General features: G+C 58.8%; 20 protein-coding genes and 1 tRNA gene. 9 read left to right on the top strand and 12 right to left on the bottom strand.

What is annotated here, in order from left to right:
- Positions 1–431 precede the first annotated feature (431 nt).
- The 3 genes from IVB07_RS40630 (at position 432) to IVB07_RS40620 (ending at position 2,206) form a co-directional block, all read left to right on the top strand.
- Positions 432–764, top strand: a complete 333-nt coding sequence (locus IVB07_RS40630) for a hypothetical protein (protein WP_346659453.1) — start codon at positions 432–434, stop codon at positions 762–764.
- Positions 752–1,198: an adenylate/guanylate cyclase domain-containing protein gene (locus IVB07_RS40625; RefSeq protein WP_346659457.1), complete on the top strand. Its 447-nt coding sequence runs from the start codon at positions 752–754 to the stop codon at positions 1,196–1,198. The genes IVB07_RS40630 and IVB07_RS40625 overlap by 13 nt, the downstream gene beginning before the upstream one ends.
- Before the next feature lie 141 nt (positions 1,199–1,339).
- Positions 1,340–2,206: a hypothetical protein gene (locus IVB07_RS40620; protein ID WP_346659452.1), complete on the top strand. Its 867-nt coding sequence runs from the start codon at positions 1,340–1,342 to the stop codon at positions 2,204–2,206.
- Positions 2,207–2,350: 144 nt separating this feature from the next.
- On the opposite strand, the gene IVB07_RS07715 is transcribed toward IVB07_RS40620, so the two are convergent.
- Positions 2,351–2,737: a hypothetical protein gene (locus IVB07_RS07715; RefSeq protein WP_247767545.1), complete on the bottom strand. Its 387-nt coding sequence runs from the start codon at positions 2,735–2,737 to the stop codon at positions 2,351–2,353.
- A 221-nt stretch (positions 2,738–2,958) separates the two neighbouring features.
- Here IVB07_RS07715 and IVB07_RS07710 point away from each other — a divergent pair, with 221 nt between their 5' ends.
- Entirely contained in the window at positions 2,959–3,879 is a 921-nt protein-coding gene (locus IVB07_RS07710; protein ID WP_247767544.1) for a site-specific integrase, read from the top strand.
- 83 nt (positions 3,880–3,962) lie between these two features.
- Here the strand turns inward: IVB07_RS07710 and IVB07_RS07705 are convergent, their stop codons facing one another.
- From IVB07_RS07705 to IVB07_RS07695, 3 genes are read right to left on the bottom strand one after another with little or no spacing between them, the layout of a single operon-like run.
- Positions 3,963–5,534 (bottom strand): IS66 family transposase, encoded by a 1,572-nt coding sequence (locus IVB07_RS07705; protein WP_247384585.1) that lies wholly within the window; start codon positions 5,532–5,534, stop codon positions 3,963–3,965.
- Positions 5,535–5,586: 52 nt separating this feature from the next.
- Positions 5,587–5,940, bottom strand: coding sequence for an IS66 family insertion sequence element accessory protein TnpB (tnpB, locus tag IVB07_RS07700; RefSeq protein ID WP_148750250.1), 354 nt, complete (start codon positions 5,938–5,940; stop codon positions 5,587–5,589).
- Entirely contained in the window at positions 5,921–6,394 is a 474-nt protein-coding gene (locus IVB07_RS07695; RefSeq protein ID WP_247564001.1) for a transposase, read from the bottom strand. The genes tnpB and IVB07_RS07695 overlap by 20 nt, the downstream gene beginning before the upstream one ends.
- Before the next feature lie 562 nt (positions 6,395–6,956).
- Between IVB07_RS07695 and IVB07_RS07690 the strand changes: the two genes are divergently transcribed.
- Complete coding sequence (locus IVB07_RS07690) at positions 6,957–7,181, top strand: hypothetical protein (protein WP_247767543.1); 225 nt, start codon at positions 6,957–6,959, stop codon at positions 7,179–7,181.
- An 81-nt stretch (positions 7,182–7,262) separates the two neighbouring features.
- Here the strand turns inward: IVB07_RS07690 and IVB07_RS07685 are convergent, their stop codons facing one another.
- The 4 genes from IVB07_RS07685 to IVB07_RS07670 form a co-directional block, all read right to left on the bottom strand.
- Positions 7,263–7,760: a hypothetical protein gene (locus IVB07_RS07685; protein WP_247767542.1), complete on the bottom strand. Its 498-nt coding sequence runs from the start codon at positions 7,758–7,760 to the stop codon at positions 7,263–7,265.
- A gap of 1 nt (position 7,761) precedes the next feature.
- Positions 7,762–9,597 (bottom strand): Z1 domain-containing protein, encoded by a 1,836-nt coding sequence (locus IVB07_RS07680; protein WP_247767541.1) that lies wholly within the window; start codon positions 9,595–9,597, stop codon positions 7,762–7,764.
- A 41-nt stretch (positions 9,598–9,638) separates the two neighbouring features.
- On the bottom strand, positions 9,639–10,892 hold the full coding sequence (locus IVB07_RS07675; protein ID WP_247767540.1) for a hypothetical protein: 1,254 nt from the start codon (positions 10,890–10,892) through the stop codon (positions 9,639–9,641).
- A 128-nt stretch (positions 10,893–11,020) separates the two neighbouring features.
- Positions 11,021–11,311, bottom strand: a complete 291-nt coding sequence (locus IVB07_RS07670) for a hypothetical protein (protein WP_247767539.1) — start codon at positions 11,309–11,311, stop codon at positions 11,021–11,023.
- 357 nt (positions 11,312–11,668) lie between these two features.
- Between IVB07_RS07670 and IVB07_RS07665 the strand changes: the two genes are divergently transcribed.
- A complete protein-coding gene (locus tag IVB07_RS07665; RefSeq protein ID WP_247767538.1) occupies positions 11,669–13,273 on the top strand; it encodes an AAA family ATPase in 1,605 nt (534 codons plus the stop codon).
- A gap of 1,307 nt (positions 13,274–14,580) precedes the next feature.
- On the opposite strand, the gene IVB07_RS07660 is transcribed toward IVB07_RS07665, so the two are convergent.
- From IVB07_RS07660 to mnmA, 4 genes are all read right to left on the bottom strand, one after another.
- Positions 14,581–14,657 (bottom strand) — tRNA-Met (locus tag IVB07_RS07660).
- Positions 14,658–14,965: 308 nt separating this feature from the next.
- Positions 14,966–15,322 (bottom strand): hypothetical protein, encoded by a 357-nt coding sequence (locus tag IVB07_RS07655; RefSeq protein WP_063994841.1) that lies wholly within the window; start codon positions 15,320–15,322, stop codon positions 14,966–14,968.
- 44 nt (positions 15,323–15,366) lie between these two features.
- Positions 15,367–16,005, bottom strand: coding sequence for a class I SAM-dependent methyltransferase (locus IVB07_RS07650; protein ID WP_018453892.1), 639 nt, complete (start codon positions 16,003–16,005; stop codon positions 15,367–15,369).
- Between the two features lie 78 nt (positions 16,006–16,083).
- On the bottom strand, positions 16,084–17,265 hold the full coding sequence (mnmA, locus tag IVB07_RS07645; RefSeq protein WP_018453891.1) for a tRNA 2-thiouridine(34) synthase MnmA: 1,182 nt from the start codon (positions 17,263–17,265) through the stop codon (positions 16,084–16,086).
- A 348-nt stretch (positions 17,266–17,613) separates the two neighbouring features.
- Between mnmA and IVB07_RS07640 the strand changes: the two genes are divergently transcribed.
- From IVB07_RS07640 to IVB07_RS07630, 3 genes are all read left to right on the top strand, one after another.
- Positions 17,614–19,257, top strand: coding sequence for a flagellar hook-length control protein FliK (locus IVB07_RS07640; RefSeq protein WP_247767537.1), 1,644 nt, complete (start codon positions 17,614–17,616; stop codon positions 19,255–19,257).
- Positions 19,258–19,270: 13 nt separating this feature from the next.
- Positions 19,271–19,978 (top strand): flagellar hook capping FlgD N-terminal domain-containing protein, encoded by a 708-nt coding sequence (locus tag IVB07_RS07635; protein WP_085349195.1) that lies wholly within the window; start codon positions 19,271–19,273, stop codon positions 19,976–19,978.
- Between the two features lie 354 nt (positions 19,979–20,332).
- A complete protein-coding gene (locus IVB07_RS07630; protein WP_002714638.1) occupies positions 20,333–20,608 on the top strand; it encodes a DUF1153 domain-containing protein in 276 nt (91 codons plus the stop codon).
- Positions 20,609–20,734: the final 126 nt, after the last annotated feature.

The following is a 20,734-nucleotide window of genomic DNA, read 5'->3' as shown; positions in this document are numbered from 1 at the left end:
TCTTGCGAAGATCGCGGTGTGTGTAAGACGGAACAGTGAATAGTTCAATTCTGGCAACGGACCAAGCACGCAGACAAGTTCTTCGTCAGCGGCCGCATACACTGCCGGCAATGGAGCGATACCGGCGCCAGACTTGATTGCTAGGTGTACGCTGGGAATATTGCTGCAGCGCACTGCGATCATCGCCGTTGGCGCATGCGTCTTCATCCACCGCGCGGCTGGTAGTGCCTCAACGCGCGGGTCGTGAAGCCACGGAGGTCTGCTGTGGGTCAACGGCAGCGGTCGAGCCGAGTGCAGCTCGGCGTCCGGCTTACCAGCGACAGCGGACATCACGCAGCTGAACCGCTCTTCGGCTCTGCGCCAAAACCATATCAACCTGAGTAGGCACCTTGGCTGATCTGTCGTATAACTCTGAGCCGAGAGGCCGTCGTATGTTGCAAGATCGCCCAGCCCGGATCGAACGGAGATTGGCGGCAATATTGGCCGCTGATGTGGCGGGCTATTCTCGGCTGATGCACGACGACGAAGAGGCGACGCACGCACGTCTGACCTCACTACTGACGGATGTTATTCATCCGGCTATCGCGGAGCACGGCGGTCGCATCGTGAAGAACACCGGCGACGGGTTTTTGGCTGAGTTTCCGAGCGCAGTCAAAGCGGTCCGAGCTGCTATTCAGTTCCAGACCGGCACTAAGGAGCGTACAGCCGTTGATGTCGAAGACAGACGCATCGCCTTCCGCGTGGGCATCATATTGGCGACCTGATAGTCGAGCCTCATGACATCTTCGGCGACGGCGTCAACATCGCCGCTCGGCTTGAGAGCATTGCAGAGCCGGACGGTATCTGCATCTCGTCTTCTGTCTACGATCAAGTGCAAGGTAAGGTGGGAACGGAGTTCGGGGACCTGGGCGAGCAGCACCTCAAGAACATCACGCGCCCGGTCCGCGTCTATACGGTTGCTACGAGTGGCTCACCCGACGCGGCGACATCATCTGACAGCGCATGGACTTCGACTTGGTCGCCTCGTCTTTCCATCGTTGTGCTGCCATTCGCTAACCTCAGCGGTGATCACGCACACGACTACTTTGTTGACGGAGTGACCGAGAGTTTGACTACAGACTTGTCGCACATCAGCGGCTCACTTGTTATTGGCCGACACACGGCATTCACTTACAAGGATAAAGCGGGTCGGTCGTGAGTTAAACGTGAACTACGTGATTGAGGGTTCGTGCAGCGAGGTGGAAATCGACTTCGCGCCAACGTTCGGCTTGTAGACGCAGAAACCGGCTCGCATCTTTGGACGGATCGTTTCGACAAACCTGTCGCCGATCTATTCGAAATGCAGGATGAAGTCACCGCACGAATTGCTAATGCGCTCGACGCCCAGCTTGTCGAAGCCGAGGCGCGGCGCGCCGAACGTTCTCCGCATCCCGATGCTCTAGATTTGTGTTTCCAGGGTCGTCATTTTTTAAATCAAGGACTTACAACCAAGTACCTATCACATGCTCGCCGCTTTTTCGAACGGGCGTTAGCGCTCGATCCGGAGAATATCGAAGCTCTAGTTGGCATTGCCATGATACAAACAATAATCGTGACGAATTTCATGCTCGATGACCGCGGCGCGCGCCTCGCTGAGGCGGAAGCGACGCTTATCAAGGTCTTGTCGATGGCGCCGCGCCACGCCCGGGCTCATGGTGTTTTGGCTGGTTTGCGAGCGTTCACTAATCGCGCAGCGCAGGCAATCGGAGAATTCGAGCAAGCGCTGGAGCTCGACCGCAATTTGGCCGACGCGCACGCGTTGCTTGGATTTGCGAAGGTCTTCATTGGTCGAGGCCCGGAAAGCGAAGCTCATATCCGGCATGCGCTCCGACTTTCCCCACGCGACATCAGTGCTTTTCGGTGGATGCACTTGCTCGGCGTTGTGAAGATGATCCTTGGTGCCGACACCGAAGCGGTCGAGTGGTTGCGCCGGTCTCTGGAAGCCAATCGAAATTTCCCAATTGCGCATTTCCAGTTTGCTGCCGCACTCGCCCTCTCCTGGTCGCTAGACGAAGCGCGAGCCGCTGCGCAGGCCGGGTTTTCATTTGATCCAGACTTTACGGTACGCCGGACGAAAGGGCTCTTCCTAAGTATTGACCCGACCTTTCGTGCCGGCAGCAAGCGCATCCGCGATGGAATGCTGATGGCTGGGGTGCCCGAAGACTGACCTCGCGTTGGCCCAGAAGCGGCTGATGAATTCCTAATTAAATGGCCCCGACGTATTCCCGCCGGGGCCTTTAAGATCGTCAGGCCGGGTACATCCGCCGCGCCTTCTGATCACTGATGTCGCCGATTACCGCACCGATCTGGTTCAGAATGTGGCAGAGGCTGCGACGTTGGTGTGATTACATTCGGCTCGAAAGCGCTCGGACGCAAACTCGCACCTGCGCCCCTCCGTGCGCCGCCTGCGTTCAGCCGCCAACACCTTCTTCGCCTCCATATCCGAGATGATCCGATCAATCTCGGCGTCGTCCAGCGTGCGCCTGATCCGCAATACGATGGACAGCACCATCACGACATCACCATAGAACATCAGCAAATCACGCGCGGCGACATCGCAGTGCGCGATGAACGTCTCGATTGCTTCCTCGCTCTTGCAGGACAGTGGGGCCAGTTCGCGCGCTTTCCTGAGATCATCGACCGGCGGCTCAGGCTCGCTGTCGCCCAACAGCTTTGCTTCGGCAGCCCTGCCGGCCATCAGCTCGATGCACCGGCGCTTACACCATCCTTCAGTCGAGACGATCCACTCATAGTTCGCTTCGCAAGCCCGCGCGGTATGGCTGACGTTCCTTGCAAACCTGCGCTATGGCACTGCACGTAATGGTTGTATATCTTAATTTCCGATAATTGTCCTTATCGGAAGTATTCTGCATGCCCCCTTTTCCTGCCGTCCTTGGGCCATCCCCTTCCCTTCCCGGGATGCTTGGCCCGGACTTAGACGCAGCCATCGGCTACGCGACGGCCGAGAAGGCCCCAGCTACCCGAAGGGCCTACCAAACTGACCACGGGCTGTTTGTGGCCTGGTGCGAGGCCAAGGGCCTATCACCTAGCCTTCCGGCCGCCGCCGAGACAGTGGCGGCTTTCTTGGCCGCCGAAGCCCAGGCCGGGAAAAGACCTTCCACGATGGGCAGGCGCCTCGCCGCGATCCGCTACTTTCACAAGCTGGCGGGCGTTCCCACGCCAACGGACGCGGAGGCCGTCAAGGCGACCCTCCGGGGCATTCGTCGTTCGGTAGGTTCGGCGAAGGTCCGCAAGGCGCCGGCGATGGCGGAAGACGTCAAAGCGATGATCGCAGTATCTCCTGATACGCTTCGCGGAAAACGGGACCGCGCCTTGATCCTGCTTGGCTTTGCCGGGGCATTCCGCCGCTCCGAGCTAGTGGCGCTGGATGTCGCGGATATTGAAGAAGTCGAGTTGGGTCTTCGTGTGATCATTCGACGGTCGAAGACCGACCAGAATGGCCAGGGCTCGACGATCGCCGTGACGCGCGGCACGGTCGCTTGCCCGGTGAGAGCGTTGCGCGAATGGCTGAGTGCCGCCGGAATAGAGAGTGGCGCTCTATTTCGCCCGATCAACAAGCGAGATCGGGTCAGTCAAGCCAGGCTGACGTCGCGCTCCGTCGCTAGCATCATCAAAGAGATGGCCCGCAGGATCGGCTTAGATGCAAGCGCTCTTTCCGGGCATTCGTTGCGATCCGGCTTTCTGACCTCCGCCGCTGCGAACGGCGCCTCCGTTTTCAAGATGATGGATGTGAGCCGCCACAGATCCATTGAGACGCTCCGAGGTTACATCCGCGATAGTGAACTCTTCAAAGACCATGCCGGAGCGGGATTACTCTAATTGGGTAAGCGCGATTTTCTCCGCACGATGACGCCCGCGCTTTTGACGGATGGCCTTCGTATCGAGGGCGGCATCTGACCCGTTCAGGCAGCGGCGGTTTTGGGGAAGTTGAAGGGCAGCAGGTCGGTGATATCGGCGTCGTCGGCGCGCTGAGGCAATTCGGTGAGCACGTGGCGCAACCAGGCTAACGGCTCGACGCGTGAGGCGCGGCAGGTCAGCATCAGACTGTAGACGACGGCACTGGCCCTGGCTCCCTCGACGGTGTCGCTGAACAGCCAGCTCTTTCTGCCAGTGGCAAAGATTCTGATATCGCGCTCCAGGAGATTGTTGTCGATCGGCATCCTGCCGTCTTGCGTGTAGCGCGTCAGATATGACCATTGGTTCAGAGTGTAGGATACGGCATCGCCAAGCTTGCTGTCGGGCAAGACCTTCGGGGCGATTTGATCGAGCCATTCCTTGAGGGCGTTCAGGACGGGAATGCTGTGTTGCTGGCGGAAGCGGCGAATGCATTGATCTGGCGTTTCGCCTCTGTCTGGTTTTTCGTCCCGCGCCTGCCTTTCAACCCGGTAAAGCTGTTCGAAGAACCGCAGCGCCTGCTCTGGCGGGCCGCCGCCCTTCTTCCTCGCCTTGAGGGCATCGACAAAGCGCCGTCGGGAGTGGGCCATGCATCCAATGTGGGTGGTCCCTTCCAGCGTGCGCCATGCGGTATAGCCGTCACTCATCACGATGCCACGGTAATCGCCGAGGAAGGCCTGCGGGTGGATCTGGCCGCGGCCCGGCTGATAATCCAGAAGAACGATGGGCTCGTGACTGCCCTGGCCGCTGCGATAAGCCCACATGTACGATGTGCTGGTGGCTTTTTTGTCCTTCTCCTTCAGGACCTGAACCGTCGTCTCGTCGCCATGGATGAGAGGTTGCAGTCTGAGCCGCAGCTTCAGGGCGTCTGAGATGCGATGCAGATGCTTCTCGCTCGAGCCGATCACCCAGTGACCCAAAGCGCCGCGGCTGACAGGAACACCTGCGCGTTCGAAGGCCTGCGCCAGACGGTAGAGCGGCGTGCCATCGACATATTTGTGAACCAGCGCGAACGCCAGCGTTGAGGCCGTGGCAACGCTGCCCGGCAAGGGCTGCGTCGGCATCGGCGCGGTCACGACAGGGGCATTGATCCCGGTGCGATCGCAATGGCGGCACCCATATTTGAAGCGCACATTCTGTAAAACCTTCGCCTTCACCTCGATATGAAGTTGCTCGGTGACAGTCTCGCCCATGCGATGCATCTGGCCACGGCAGCAAGGACACGCCTTCTGATCGTCGGGCAGGTCATACTCGACCCGCTCACGCGGCAGGTTCGCCGGCAGCGGTCTGCGGCCGCGCTTCTTTCCCGTTGTGCTTTCGACGGGTGGCAAGCCCGTGTCCGGAAGTTCGGCGATATTGTCCGTTTCGCTGCCGGCATCATCCTCGTCGGCGGCCTGCTCGGCTTCATTGAACAGACGGTCGACGTGCTTTTCGCTGCGCGGCGCAAAACGATGCAGGCGTGCCAGCGCCAGTTCTTCCTCGAGCCTGACGACGCGCTCCGTGAGCTGACGATTCTCCACCTGCAGCGCAGCAATGCGCGCCAACAGCGCTTCGACACTCGGTTCGCCGGTTCGATTCATCGGATTCTTGAATCTGAACCGTACCGACGCGTCAACCGCTCAAGTCGAGAGCTCAGCCGGCAACCTGATATTGCCGCACCGGATGGCGGACCATCGCATCGATATCGATGCCGTCAAGGATCCAGTGCAATTGCTCGGTCGTCAGCGTGACGACCGCCTCCTGGCGGCGCGGCCATCGGAACTTGTCCTCGGTCAGCCGCTTCAGGACCAGCACAAAGCCGGACCGGTCGAAGAACAGCAACTTCATCCGGTCGCAACGGCGATTGCAGAACGCAAAAACCGCCGGAGCGAACGGATCGAGCGCCATCGTCTCCTGGACCAGAACCGCAAGGCTGTTGATGCCAGCCCGGAAGTCGATCGGCTCACGGTGCAGATAGACCTGCAGGTCACCGCCCAGTCTGAACATGGCCCAGGGCTCCGATGATCGCCGTCAATGCATCCACATCGCCGCATTCCAGCGCGACCTTCACGCCGTTCGGCAGCGACGCGCTCACTTTGGCCGGAGAACAAAAAGCTGTAGTCCCCTTGGGTTCCGACCCGCGCACTTCATCGCAAGCCGCCGGCAAACCCATCATCGCCACGCTGCTCCCCCGCGACAGGGCGCGATCGGAAGCCCCCTCAAGTTGAACCGGGATGAACGCCGATGGGGGAGACCGCGGGAGAGACCTGGTCGCGGTGTGCTTCTTGATCCATTTCCGAAGCAGGTTCGCGTTGACCCCGTGTTCGAGCGCAAGTCTCGATACCGAAACGCCAGGCTCAAGACAACTCGCGACAAGACGCTCCTTCGATGCCGCCTCGTAGCGCCGGCGACCGTTCCGACCAACAAGCCTGACCCGCAGTTTCTGATCATCGTCTGCCATCACAAGGTGTCCACCTATTTTGGTGGACACCTCATGCATCAGAGCACTCAAAAGCAAAAGGTGCAGGGAAATTCGCGCTTACCTAATTGGCCTGCAATGGACAATCTGAAGAAGATCGCCCCTCCCCGTTTCCCATCCCATGTGACGCGGGTTACAAACTTACCCCATCATCGCCGCGAGTAATGAACCCAAGCCCCGGTAGACCGCGCGCCACATAAAAGTTAGCTCCTGAATGTTAGAAAATAGAGCTAACACTTGGCCAAACTAATTCGCTCCTCAGTGAGAGAAACGCAGAGTGGTGTTGGCAGCCCGTCGGGCCGAAGCGCCGGGCCCCAGTAGCTGGCGAATCGACAAGAGATTCTCACGGGTGAGAATCCCGGTGAGGACTCCATGCCTTGGAAGCTTAAAGGCGTGCCCGGAACGGTTCGAACGTCCCCCTCAGATTGGTAATCAGAAAACTTTCCGGCTGGAGATTGCCCATGCCGTTTCGCCGCGGAAGCCGGCACTACGACCGGCCCCGCGGAAGGCGTTTACAAGCGCATTCTAGAGGCGGTTCGCGCCGTTGTTCCTTTCCAAAGTTCAACCCAACCATGCGTGGCGTTATACGTTCAAGACATACGGCTACGAAGCGGGCTTGGACCATCTGACGCTCGATGCAATTTGCGGGCATTCGGCTAAGAGTAAGGGCGACGATTACACCAAGGTCACCCTCAAGAAGCGGATCGAGGCGATGGCCTCATTCCCCCGACACAACGTCGCTGGCACAACGCCATCGGCGGCAGCATGAATACGCAAGTTCGCGAGAAGGCGCGTCGACCTCGAAAGGCTGAACGAATGTCGCAAATTTTAGCGACGGGATTGCGGTCCTTCAGGCTGCTGTTTCGCCCAGCATTCTTTCTTCAGTGCCATTACTGCTGTCCGCAACAAGAGCGCCCAAATGGGACATGAGTGAATCTCTTGATACCTTTTGTGAAAGCTCTCCATTCGATCCCTTGACCGAATACATGTGATTAAGCTTTCGTCTAACGCTCACACTTTCTTGTTCCTCAAAATCTTGATCGAGGATTTGGCGCATTTGAACGTCATTGAGCGCGACTATGCCGTCCTTACCGCAGACGAGTGCGGTAATACAGTCGCCATAGTTCTTGACCAAATGTTGGTACTCAGTCTGGTGATCACGCCGAAAATTGAATGACCACGGTCCTTTTCTACTGCGGCTGAACTTAATATACAGTGGCGACTTCCCGTTCAGCAGATAAAACCCCTGAACGCCCACAGCGAGCTTTTCTATGGAAACTGCTTTTCCATAGTGATCGACTATGTGAGTGAGCACACTTCCGTAGTACCGGCCGTAATCGGGGAGCATGTTACCGCCTATTCTGAATGAATTTCACGGAATGGCCGTTAATTTTGTAAAACAGCCGCGCGTCTCCGTAACTGTTGTAATAGATTTTAAGGTGGTGGCGTGCGCCGGGCCGAGGCCCCCGTGTAAATTCGTTGTTGGAGAAAATGCTTTTGCGTCGGCGGATGGTGCGTATCTCTTCATCTGTGTACGACTTTGACTTTGCGCCAAACTCGCTTGCCGGATGAAAACATATTGCCCCATCCTCAAGGCGGGCATCTTCGCTGATGTATTCCAGAACATAGCTCGGAAACAATTCTGCGGGCAGCGCACCGTGAAGCTTCTGCAGCTTGTCAATATCAGTTAGGCCGTCTTCGAGCATGATGGCTTCTGCCTCATTCTCTGCATGCCTAAAGATACCGAAAGACATCTCGCCATCCTCGAAATCTACTGAAGAGCGATCGATCGACGCTGGCGATGTAGGGGTCGTCTTGTGATCTGCCAACCACACGGGAGCGCCTTTACCCGATCGGACCGCATCTACTGCGAGCTTGTGAAACATAAAGCATTTGTTCCAGGACTCGATCAGCTCTGCTGGTATCCAAAGTTGAAAGGATTCTTTGTACTTGTTGCGTGACCCAAACATTCGTGCCCGCTGAATGTACGTATCTTGAGCAAATTTTCCCTTCACACTGCGTGTAAAATACATAGACAACAGGTTCTCAAAAGTTACCCCACGGGAGATGATGTTCCCGCCTACACCAAATGAGAAGAGGCTAGTTGGGCGCAAGACATCGGCAACGCTTTGCTTTTTACCCTTAGAATTAACGATGACGATCTGATGCTTGTTGATGTTTCGAAGCACAAACTCAACAATCGAATGAGGAGTCTCCTTATTGTAAAGCGGAGCGTACTTTTCCAACAGCTTGCAATAGGATGCGAAGTTCTTGCTCTGGGGATCAGTCAATACCTCAATGGTCGACCGCAAGACCTTTACGTCTTCGTTATGTTCATCGATCTTTCCGCTTGTATGAACAAGCATGGAAAAGTTCTCTGCAAGCCCGCGCTGATACTGTTCAGCGACGCCGCACATGAAATGAAGCACAGCGTTTCTAATTTCAGTCCTTTCATTCCCCTCATCTGCTGCGAAGAGAAATAGCTTGTACTCGGCCTTTCCATCTCGCGGGAAGAAAAACTCCTGCCCTACATACGCCGCATGAGGTTTGAAATTCACCCACTTCCAAGTGTCGTTATCGAACGTGTTATTGAGGTCCAGTCTCGCTGGAGTGGCCGTTACGCCGATGTAGTGCCCCTCGTCGCCGAGCAGGTCGTAAATTAGCTCGTTGATGCGGGTCCGGTCATCCTGATTGACCTTGCCATTTGGTGAAGCGTAGTCAGCCTCATCATCGATCACTACCAGCTTCTTTAGAGAACGAAGGCTCTCCGAGAGCTTCTCCAAATCCCGCGCATTCTTCTTTGAAAAGATAACCCATTGCTTTCCCTCCAGCGTCTTGGGGTCGTCGGGAAGCTCTGAGAATTGCTTTGGGGACGGACTTAAACCGGCGCTTCGGAAACGAGATAGGTTCTGATTTAGAAGGTCGACACTGTCGGTAAGAAGATTGATGATGACATCAAATTTCTCATCTAAGAGTCGCGCATTCAAGGCAATCATCATTTCGGTTTTACCGCTTTGCGGCTCGCCAAAGATGACAAACGATTTCGTATCCTTGGAGAGGTTTTCGACGGCGTGTTCGACCGTCGTTTCGATCTCCGAAGTGACCATACCCTTGGCGTTCAATGCGCGAATGCGCTCGTGATATTGGTTCGTACCAACATTGCCGACTACTCTTGACCAATCCATATCTGCCCCTTTCCTCGAAAGTTCTACCCAAGGCGGAGATGCTACTTCTTGAAAGTCAGGATCACCTCACGACGCATCCTCGTATCCAAGGGAGCGGGGAGCGATGCCTTCGTGGGTGGCGGTAGGTATCTTCGATTTGCCGGGAGGTTCCGAGTGCGCCGCGCCACCAATGCGAGGCCGCTCAACTCCGCAACCGACCGTACAATCTCGGAATTTCGAACGAAGGTCCCCCTCACCGTCGAATCGCCTACTACATAAATGGCTTCGCCACGCTTTTTCAGCACTCTGGAGACTTCGGATAACGAATCGCGCATATCCCAGACATAGCGAGATAAAATCGCGTTGTTTCGGGCGCTAAGCTTTGGCTTTAGGCCTAGATCGGCAATCACGGCTCTCACAGCTTCATCGTCCAACGCGCCCGCATGTGAGAGCTCAGAACCAACGCTCGCCGCCCTAGTATCGCGCAGCTCGTCAATGTTGTGACCCATCCATACGAGTGAGAACTTAGAGCATCGTATGTAATCGATCGCGTTAAGGTACGGCGGCGACGTGAGCACTAAATCGAACGAGTTCGATGCAGCGGTCAACTTCCGAGCGTCACCGAGAATTGTGGTGGGCTGCGGACCCCGGTTCTGGGCGTCTGGTGAAACGCAGTTTTTCGCAACATGAGATACAGCGGCCGGAAAGCCATCGAATGGTTTTACCGGTGCTCGATGGAACGCTTTGTGCGGCCTGCTATGCGATAGGTCCATTGCAAGCGATGCGCCGCTGCTTTTGGTGATGATCAGGCGAGAAAACGCTCCCCACAGGGCATCTCTTATTGGTTGACGGCGCACACGCCCAATTACAATCGCGAGGGCCGCCAGCTGCCGCCGCGCATACTGGTCAAACCAATACCGCAAAAACTGTCGCGTCTCTGCGCTGCAGTCCGATGGATAGGCAGAACCATACGTGACGTTGTCAAAGATCGATTTCGCCTTGGCTAAAGCGTTTGCCCCCGCATCAACTATCTCCTGCTGATCCGTTGCTGTTGTCCATACTTTAGCTAATAAAACCGCTAGAGGGTCGACGTCGACGCCGGTGGCGTAGTGGCCGTGCGCTCGAGCCATGGCCAGTACCGTTCCCGAACCCATCATAGGATCTAAAACGCGCATAGGCTTTTGAGCTGATGAAAGGGCGCTCAGCGCAATCCCTGGGGCCATCCGCGCCGGGAACGGATGGATCGGATGCCGCCCGAGAGTATCAAATACTGTTTGTTTATTTTCGCTCATTAAAAAGCGGCGCAAGAGCAGCACCGCGTCTCCCCCATTGGCAATATGTGGTTGTATCGATTCGACCTAGAATAGCAAGCTTTCCGGATAAAGTCCGAAGTAGACTTGACGATTGAACACGGCTTATCCCCATTGAGCCGAAGCGTTTGCGGTTATCGTGCTTTTGCGACGTCCGCCCGCTCTCGAATTAACGCAAGCGCAGCATTGATGGTCTCAGCCGCCGCTTCGAGCGCAATCATAGCGGCGTGGGCATCGCGACCGGTAAGGTACGGCCCGGGTGGTGGAAGTTTTTCCACGGGCGCGGAGGGAAGGTTGGGAAATTTCTTCCCTGTCGAGATGTCTGCGATACGCCCACCATTCACCCCAAACCAAGCCGCTATGTCGTGCTGTCGATCGCCCCTGGCTAGCATACCTTTGGCAATCATGGCCTCGGTTTCGGTCAACGAGATCCCACTAGCCTCCGCTCTAGGCATACCCACCCCCCGCGATGTGCCGTTGAAGGCTGCACTAAAGCGCCGTTTAACCGGTTAGGCAATGACAAGGCGATACGCTGCTGTGGACTCCGGTGATGGGCGTTTGCGTCTGACACCGGCGTCGACCGTGCCAATCGACCACCGAAAGTGAACCGAAAGACGCGCCCGTTGCCGAAGCCGAATCACTGGTCTTCTCGGCGCGACATCGTCTATGCTCGCAGCTCTTGATTTGAAGGCCGTCCGGCCACGCGGGATCAGTGGCGATAGACTTGCACGAAGTGTCGCGGACGATACCGCTCCGTAGCGATCAACGATTGGATTTAGACCGTGAGAATTAAGGGATTTCGATCGAACAATTTTCGGCGGTTCACGGACTTAGAGATCGAAAATATCCCGAAGACTGCAAGGTTAGTGGTGTTGGCCGGACCAAATGGCTGTGGCAAGTCGTCTGTTTTCGACGCCATGAATCTATTTTATCAGATGAATGTTAAGAATAGCTGGATGGATGATAAGAAATATTATTGGAAACTGATGGACGATCCACTTAGCCGTGAACTCAAGGACTGCGTCGCCGTCTATTTTCACGACATAGCTTCTGCTTGGAGGCCTGGCATACTCTACTTCCGCTCCGCATATCGGAACGATCCCGAATTCTCTTTCGATAGCCTTGAGAGAGTGGGTCCGGCGGTCGATGAGATCCGATTCCGACGAATGATCGAAGGAGATGCTGCTGTTGCCATGAACTATAGAAGGCTGACGTCTGACGCCTTCCAAAACGTATTCGAGCATGCGAAGCCGGAAACAAACATTGGAGAATTTCGCGAAAGCGTCGTTGGTGAAATTCGAGATTCGGTAAACCGCATATTTCCTGATCTCGTGCTAAGGAGCCTTGGCAACCCGCTCTCCGGGGGAACTTTTAGGTTCGACAAAGGCACTGTTTCAGGGTTCGATTACAAGAATCTCTCTGGTGGCGAAAAAGCAGCATTCGATTTGCTGCTCGATATTATCGTGAAGCGCCCAGCCTTTCCCGACGCAATTTACTGCATTGATGAACCTGAAGCCCATATGAATTCGCGACTTCAGGGCGCACTATTGCAAGAGCTACTTAACTTAGTCCCGGAGAGCGGCCAACTTTGGATTTCCACTCATTCCATTGGTATGATGCGTAAGGCACGGGAAATTTATGAGCTTGCGCCCGGTACGGTTGCATTCCTTGACTTCGATGGTCACGATTTTGATAGCAAGGTTGTTATTTCTCCGTCTCGCCCTACTCGCATTTTCTGGGAGAAGGTTTTGCGGGTTGCGCTAGATGACTTGGCAGGCCTTGTTGCTCCTCAAGAGATCGTCGTATGCGAAGGCAATCCAATTGGGGCCGTTCCAGGTAAAAATGCCGAGCATGATGCGAGATGCTACGAGACTATATTCGCTGATGAGAAGCCGGACGTGAAATTTATAGCGGGCGGCAACTCCCATGACGTCAAGTCAGATCGAATGGGATTCCTTGCAGCTTTTCCGATGATTGTAGCTGGAATTAAGGTGCGCAGATTAATTGATGGAGACGATCATGCGCCAGGTGAAGCGGCTCAGATGGTGACGGAGGGCATTAGGGTACTCGGTCGGCGACATCTTGAATCGTACTTATACGATGACGAGATTTTGACCGCGCTCTGCCAATCCGTCGGCAAAGCCGCAGAAGTGCCATTGCTGCTGGCGGAAAAGAAAAACGCTCTTTCTGTCGTGCAAGCGCAGGGTAAAGCACCCGACGACGTTAAGTCTGCTGCAGGACTAATTTACACAAGAGCGAAGCAAATACTGGGATTAACAAAAATCGGAAACGATCAGAAAGCATTTGCGCGAAATGTCCTTTGTCCATTGATCACGCCAGACACGGCTACTTATGCTGGGTTGAAAAGGGACATTTTTGGCGTGTAGGACTCCGTGATCAACTGGAGCCAGTCGCCACACAAATTTTCCAAATGTTGCCGTTACACACTGTCGAAACCGGACGACGGAGGCCCTCGGCGATGTGCCGAGAAGCCGCTGTGGGACCAAGGCATCGTCGGGCAATTGTTGGGGATGCACTGGCAGTAGTGGTCAGCATCTGGCCATGGTCAATGACCATGGAACGACCGCCGCTTTTGCAGACTTCACAAAAAGCCCCCACCGCAACCGGGAGGCCAACGGCGGGTCGATCACTAGGGGATGTTGTCGTTCCTCTTGCCGCCTACAGTCAACGTAAGCCGCTCTAAAAATCCGGCAAACTTTTGAGAGACCGATCGTACCCTGCTAGCCCGCGTTTCCCCCCAGCGGGGTGCCCTCCTCGCTTCCCGTTTCTCTCCCTAGGCTCTCACGCCTTGTGGCTCGGTCTTGCCGGACGCGCTTTGGGTTGGGCTTGCTAGGTCGGGAGGGTGCATATCCTAATGGCGTTTCGCGCACGGGGGCAGACAGGGTGCAAGATGCACCCATTCATCGGATAGCCCCACTTGCGCTAATTTGGCCTCGCCCCGGACAGCCTCTATCGCGGCATCGCCCACGATGGTTTTGCTCACAAGGGTAAACTTTAGTGAGCACCGTACCTGCCGCGGACGTTGGTTGAGCGAGAGCAACCCAAACTGGCTCCCCGCTAAGCTTTCCGGAGAAATTGCGTACTAGACCAATTCGAAGGGTACTAAGAATCGGAGAAAATTCGGTTCTCCCGGCGTCTCGAATGCCTGGTCGGACCAGCGCTCGAACTTCTCCGGCACGAAAAATGGAAGAAAATGGCCGGATTTTCAGCCCGTTTACCGATAGGAGTGCGGGCAAACTTTGGTCGGCTGGCGGGGCGAGAGAGATTCGAACCCGCGGTAGAAACGAGGCCTCAAGCTGGCGGCTGACTCCCGTAAGATCCGCACCTCTCAGATGCGGGGCCGCCTAACGTTGGAAATGGGTGTCGTCCAATGTGTCCCCGGGACGTTCAGTGTTGATGGTCTGGCCACTCGCACCAGCTCGTTTGTTACCTCACCCGTTACTTTTAAGGGCATGGCAGCAAGCTCAGCTTGACCTAAGCTATTGATTTAACTTGGTACAGTTGGGTGGGCTCGAACCACCGACCTCCTGTTCCACAGTGAGGAGCACCTATTCAGAAGTCTCGCTCTTGTTGCCTTGCCGGAATCGTCTTGGCTGTGTACCCAGACGTGTACCCCGGCGGCGCTAGCGACTGCTTGAGGCTGCGAACATTCTTGGTAAGTCATTGATTTTGTTGGTAGCGGGAGAGGGACTCGAACCCCCGACCCCAGGATTATGATTCCCGTGCTCTAACCAGCTGAGCTACCCCGCCACAGGGTCGCGAGGGCCGAAACAAGCCGACCTCGCGAACGCGCGGCATATAAGGAAGGGGGCGGCGGGCTGTCAATCCGAGTTTGGCAAAGCTTCCACCTTCGCCAAGGCTTCCGCCTTCGCTAAAGCTTCGGCGGGACATGTCGGCGGGGGATTTGGGCCTTTTGGCGCTGAATCCGTCATGGCCGGGCTGGTCCCGGCCATCCCGGCCGGCCACAAGAACGTGGATGCCCGGGACGAGCCCGGGCATGACGACGAGATTGGGATGCGGAACAGGCTCCGCCTACGCCAAGGCTTCGGCGCGACGAGCTATTTCGGCCGCACCGTCGGGTCGCCGCCGGGGCTGCCGGGGGGCGGGATGACGGGCATGGCGCCGTTCGTGCTGGGCGCCGGGGCGTGCATCTCGGGATCGACGCCGGAGGGCGGGCAGAGCACGCCGTCCGATTTTGCCAATTTGTCGCCGAGCGGTTCCCGGGACTGGCCGGTGGTGGTGCCGTCGGCCGAGCGGTTCGGGCGGTCCTGCGGCGTGCAATTGGTCGCATGCTGCGGGGATGGCGGCGCGGTCGCTTGCGGCGGCGTCGCCGGGGCGGGCGGAGCCTGCGCGATCGCGCTGCCGGAGGCGGCGATCAGGAGGCTGGCCAGAATGATGTTTGATGTCGTGCGCATGGGAGGGAAACGCGCGGGTCAGCCCGCGTGTTCCGCACCCCCGATCACGATTTGAGGTAGCGGATCAGCGAAAAGTGGCCCATCGGCGGCATCGGGCGACGCTCGGCCAGCGTAACGCCGCCGTGTTTTGCGGCCCAGTCGACCAGGCGCTGCCATGGAAATTCCGGGCGCCAGCCGAGGCGGCGGGCGAGCGGCGCAAACGCGAGCTCGGAGAGTTTGCGCAAACCTTTTTCGGCCCCGATGTGGTTGACCAGGATCAGCTCGCCGCCGGGCTTCAAGACGCGCATGAACTCGTCGAGCGTGCCTTCGGGATCGGGCACCGCGGTGATGACGTATTGTGCGACCACCGCGTCGAAGAAGTTTTCGGGGAAGGCGAGGTTCTTCGCGTCCATCACCGAGAGTACTTCGACATTGCTCAAGCGCATCGCGCGCACGCGCGATTGCGCCTTGCGCAGCATCGGCTCGGAGATGTCGACCCCGCAAATCTTCGTGGTGCGCGCATAGTCGGAGAGCGACAGCCCGGTGCCGACGCCGACGTCGAGGATGCGGCCGCCGATGCGATCGGCCTCGGCGATGGTCGACTGCCGGCCGGCGTCGAACACCTTGCCGAACACGAGATCATAGACCGGCGCCCAGCGGCCATAGGCCTTCTCGACCCCGGCCCGCGAGATGTCTGCTGCCATGCCCCCTGCCCTGCCTAGATTCTTATTTTGCGCATGATCTGTTCGGAAAACCGCTGCACACTTTTCCGGATCATGCGCTTAGCCGCGGACCGCTTCTGCGAGCGGCCTCGTCGTGCTGCTTGCGGCCTTCGCGGCGGCGCTTTGAATGAAGCCGCCGCCGAGCACGCGGGCCTGGCCGCCAGGTGCGTCGTAGAACACGCAGGCCTGTCCCGGCGAAACGCCCTCTTCGCCGGCGACGAGCTCGACCTCGTAATGGCCGTTCGCGCCGCGCAGCCACGCCGGCTGGGGCGCGCGGGTCGAGCGCACGCGCACGAACATTTCGAGGCCATTGCCGATGGCGCGGTCGATGTCGCCATCGCCGATCCAGTTGACGTCGCGCAACACGATGCGGTGCATCTTCAGCGCCTCGCGCGGGCCGACGACGACGCGGCGGTTGGCGGCCTCCAGCCGCACCACGAACAGCGGCGCGGCGGCTGCGATGCCGAGGCCGCGGCGCTGGCCGATGGTGAAATTGGCGATGCCGTTGTGCCGGCCGAGCACGCGGCCGTCGAGATCGACGATGTCGCCGGGGTCCATCGCGTTCGGCCGCAGGCGGGTGATGATGTCGGTGTAGCGCCCGGTCGGCACGAAGCAGATGTCCTGGCTGTCGTGCTTGTCGGCGACGGCAAGACCGAAGCGCCGCGCCAGCTCGCGCGTCTCGGGCTTGGTCATGTCGCCGAGCGGAAAGCGCAGATAATCGAGCTGCTCCTGCGTGGTCGCGAACAGGAAGTAGCTCTGGTCGCGATCGGCGTCGGCGGCACACACCAGCGCGCGCGAGCCGTCGTCGCGGCGGCGCGAGGCAACGTAATGGCCGGTGGCAAGCGCGGTGGCGCCGAGCTCGCGCGCGGTCTTCAAGAGGTCGCGGAACTTGACCGAGCGGTTGCACTCGATGCACGGCACCGGCGTCTCGCCGAGCGCGTAGCTGTCGGCGAAATTGTCGATGACGGATTCGCGAAAGCGATCCTCGTAGTCGAGCACGTAATGGGGAATGCCGAGCTTGGCGGCGACGTCGCGGGCGTCGTGGATGTCCTGGCCGGCGCAGCAGGCGCCCTTGCGATGGGTCGCCGCACCATGGTCATAGAGCTGCAGCGTGATGCCGACAACGTCGTAGCCTTCCGCCTTCAAAAGCGCAGCCGTCGTCGATGAATCGACGCCGCCTGACATGGCAACGACGACCCTGGTATCCTCAGGACGGCCTTCGAGATCCAGACTGTTGAGCATGGGCCTTAAAGCGTTGTGGACGGCGGCGTTGGGCGATCCGCTGGGTGCTTCCGGCGGGACAAAGGCAATCCCCGGGAACCGAGAGTTCCCGAAGGGCGCGGCCTGCCCGGTCGAAAGCGGTTGAGAGCTCTCTCTTTAATATAGGCGGCCTTCCGGTGAAGCAATCACGGACCCCGCAAGGTTTACGGCAATTCTTGCCGGGGAGGCAGAAATGGCGGGGCTTTGGGAGGCTCCGCGGCGGGGCGCGAATTCGTCAACGCATTGATTTGATTGGATAAAATTCCCATCCACAAGGGTGGCCCGCTCCTTGCTACCTCTCATGGCGAAGATGTTTCCAAGGGGTTGCCTGTGGTCGGTCGAACGTCAGATGTCGTGGCAAGCGTGCAAGTCCCAAGCGCGCAGCAAAAGCCTGCCCGGTCGCAAGCGCCGAAAGACACGTCCAACGACTCCTTTGGCTCGCTGGTGGACAGCAACACCCAGGCGATCAGCGACAGCGCGGCGTCCTCCGTGCAGGACTCCCCGCGCCGCACCGATTCCTCGTCCTCCGCCTCCGACAAGAGCCCGCGCGATCGCTCAGCGAGCGACCAGTCCTCGCAGAGCAAGGCCAGCGACGACGCCAACAATTCCGCGCCCGCCAAAAACGACATCAAGAACGACGCCAAGAGCGACGCCAAGAACGACTCGACGGCTGATGCGGCCAAGGCTGATAGCAAGACCAAGGACAAGCCGGAGGCGTCCGACGCCAAATCGGCCGACAAATCTGCGGACAAATCCGACGAGACCAATGCGGACAAGGCCGGCGGCATCGATGGCCTCGCCGCCGCCGTCGATACCGCCGCCGCCGCGCAAGTCGACGCGACGCAGGCCGCCGTACCCGATCCGAATGCACTCGTGGTCGCCGTGCCGGTCGATTCCAACGCGGCTGCAAACCAAGCCGCCGGCTCCGCCTCCTCGCCGCTGACGATTGCCGCCGCCGGCATCGCCGCCAGCGCATCCATCGCAGCGCAGATCGCCGGCACCAAGACCGATACCGCGACGCCGGGCGACAAGAGCGCCAAGACCGCAAGCGCCAAGGTCGATGCCGACACCTCGGCAGTGCTGGCCGATACCGCGACCGGGACCACCGATTCGACCGCGGCCGATGCCAAGACCAATGGCGGCCTGATCGCCGCCGTCGACCAGGGCACGCCAAAAACCTCGTTCAAGGCCGCAGTCACTGCGCAAGGCGCCAGCGACGTCTCCAATATCGGCCAGGACACCGGCAAGGCCAACGCCGCGCAGACCTCGGCGACGGCAGCGTCCGCCAACGCGGCGCATCCGCACGCCGACAAGCCGCCGATCGACGCGAACGCGACCGACGCCAAGGCTGGGACTTCCGACCGCACCGCCGATGCGGCACCGGCGACGGCAGCACCGCATGCCCATGCGGGCACGCAGGCCGCTGTCTCCACCACCGACACCGGCGCGCAGGCGGCCTCGGCCGTGCAGGCGTCGCTGACCAATACGACTTCGGCCGCGACCGCATCGACCGCGACGCTCACGGCGACCGCAGCCACCAATACGGCCATTCCGATCACAGGCGTGCCGATCGAAATTGCCGCCGCCGCACGCGCGGGCAAGACCCGGTTCGACATCAGCCTCGATCCGCTCGACCTCGGCCGCATCGACGTCCGCATCAATGTCGACCGCAACGGACAGGTCACCTCGCATCTCACCGTCGAGAAGCCGGAGACGCTGCAGATGCTGCGGCAGGACGCGCCGCAATTGCAGCGCGCGCTCGACGATGCCGGCCTCAAGACCGGCAGCAACGGGCTGTCCTTCAGCCTGCGCGACCAGAATTCATCGGGCCAGAACTCCGGCCAGAACAACGACAATGGCGGCAATGCCCGCCGGCTGATCGTCAGCGACGAGGACGCAGTTCCCGCGGCCCCGGTCGGGCGCAGCTACGGCCGCATGCTCGGATCGAGCAGCGGCGTCGACATCAGAGTGTGAGGAGTATTCGATCATGACCACCACGAATGCCGCCACCGCCCCATCCGTCGTCTCGGGCACGACCGACCTGCCGAAATCCTCGTCGAACCCGAGCCTGGGCTCGACCACCGGCGCGACGCTCGCCGGCAATTTCCAGACCTTCCTGACGCTGCTGACGACGCAGCTGCAGAACCAGAACCCGCTCGATCCGCTCGACACCAACCAGTTCACCCAGCAGCTGGTGCAGTTCGCCGGGGTCGAGCAGCAGCTCAAGACCAACGACTCGCTGTCCCAGCTCGTCACGCTGCAGCAGACCACGCAGGCGACCCAGGCGCTGGGCTTCGTCGGCAAGACCGCCCTGGTCGACGGCACCACCGGGACCATGACGAATTCGTCGGCGACCTGGCATCTCAACGTGCCCAGCGACGCCACCGTCGACATCACCATCGCCAATGCCAGCGGCCAGACCGTATTCACCGGCAAATACACCGCCGGCGCCGGCACCGACGTTCCATTCACCTGGAACGGCCAGGGCAATGACGGCACGCAATGGCCCGACGGCAAGTACACGATCTCGGCCACGGGCAAGGACGTCGCCAACAACAATGTCGGCATCGCCGCGCAGGTGCAGGGCACGGTGTCGTCCGTCGACCTGACCCAGTCGCCGCCGCTGCTGACCATCGACGGCGCCAGCTACACGCTGAGCCAGGTCAAGAGCATCATCGCGACGACGAGTAATTAAAGGCGGAATGCCGCTGGATATTCGGTGTCGTCCTGGCGAAACCACCGAAGTCGTTTGGTTCGACGAAGTAACCCCGAGTCGTTGTAGCGACTCCTCCCTGGGGTAATGGGTCCTGGCGTTCGCCAGGACGACAATTGAGGCTCTGCGACACCCCGCGCAGGCCTCGTTTGTTAGTAAAGTATTTACGAACACCCCCTTCGGCCCGCCTGGACGCACCGTCCCGCCGGCCGAGTCGGCTGCGTTCCAGCCATTTTCAACGAGAATTGTATTGAAGCCTTAGGCTTAGCGGATTTTTAAGCCGGCGCGCGTAGGGTTCCTGAGTGAGTTCAGTGGTTGAGAGTTTGTGAGTACGCCATGACAGAACCCCATCGCCCGAGGGTAAAATACGTCATCGGGCCGGACGGTAGTCCGTTGACGATTGCGGATCTGCCTGCACCCGGCACCAAACGCTGGGTCATCCGCCGCAAGGCCGAGGTCGTCGCCGCAGTTCGTGGCGGTCTTCTCTCCCTCGAGGAGGCCTGCAGCCGTTACACGCTGACGGTTGACGAATTCCTCTCCTGGCAGTTTTCGATCGACCAGCATGGTCTGGCGGGACTTCGCACCACCCGTATCCAACAATATCGCCAGTAGGCAATCCGGAAATCTGCGGCTTTTGACGAAAATCGGCCTCGCCTTGCGAGGCCGATTTTTTTCATGCTCCGTTTTGGCGCGACTTTTGTCGCAGCTCTTAACCTTCGTTAACCATATCGAAACCAT

Source organism: Bradyrhizobium sp. 172, from assembly GCF_023101065.1.
GTDB classification, from domain to species: Bacteria; Pseudomonadota; Alphaproteobacteria; order Rhizobiales; family Xanthobacteraceae; genus Bradyrhizobium; species Bradyrhizobium canariense_D.
Note: the sequence above shows the minus strand (reverse complement) of the source record. Positions and strands in the feature narration are given on the sequence as shown.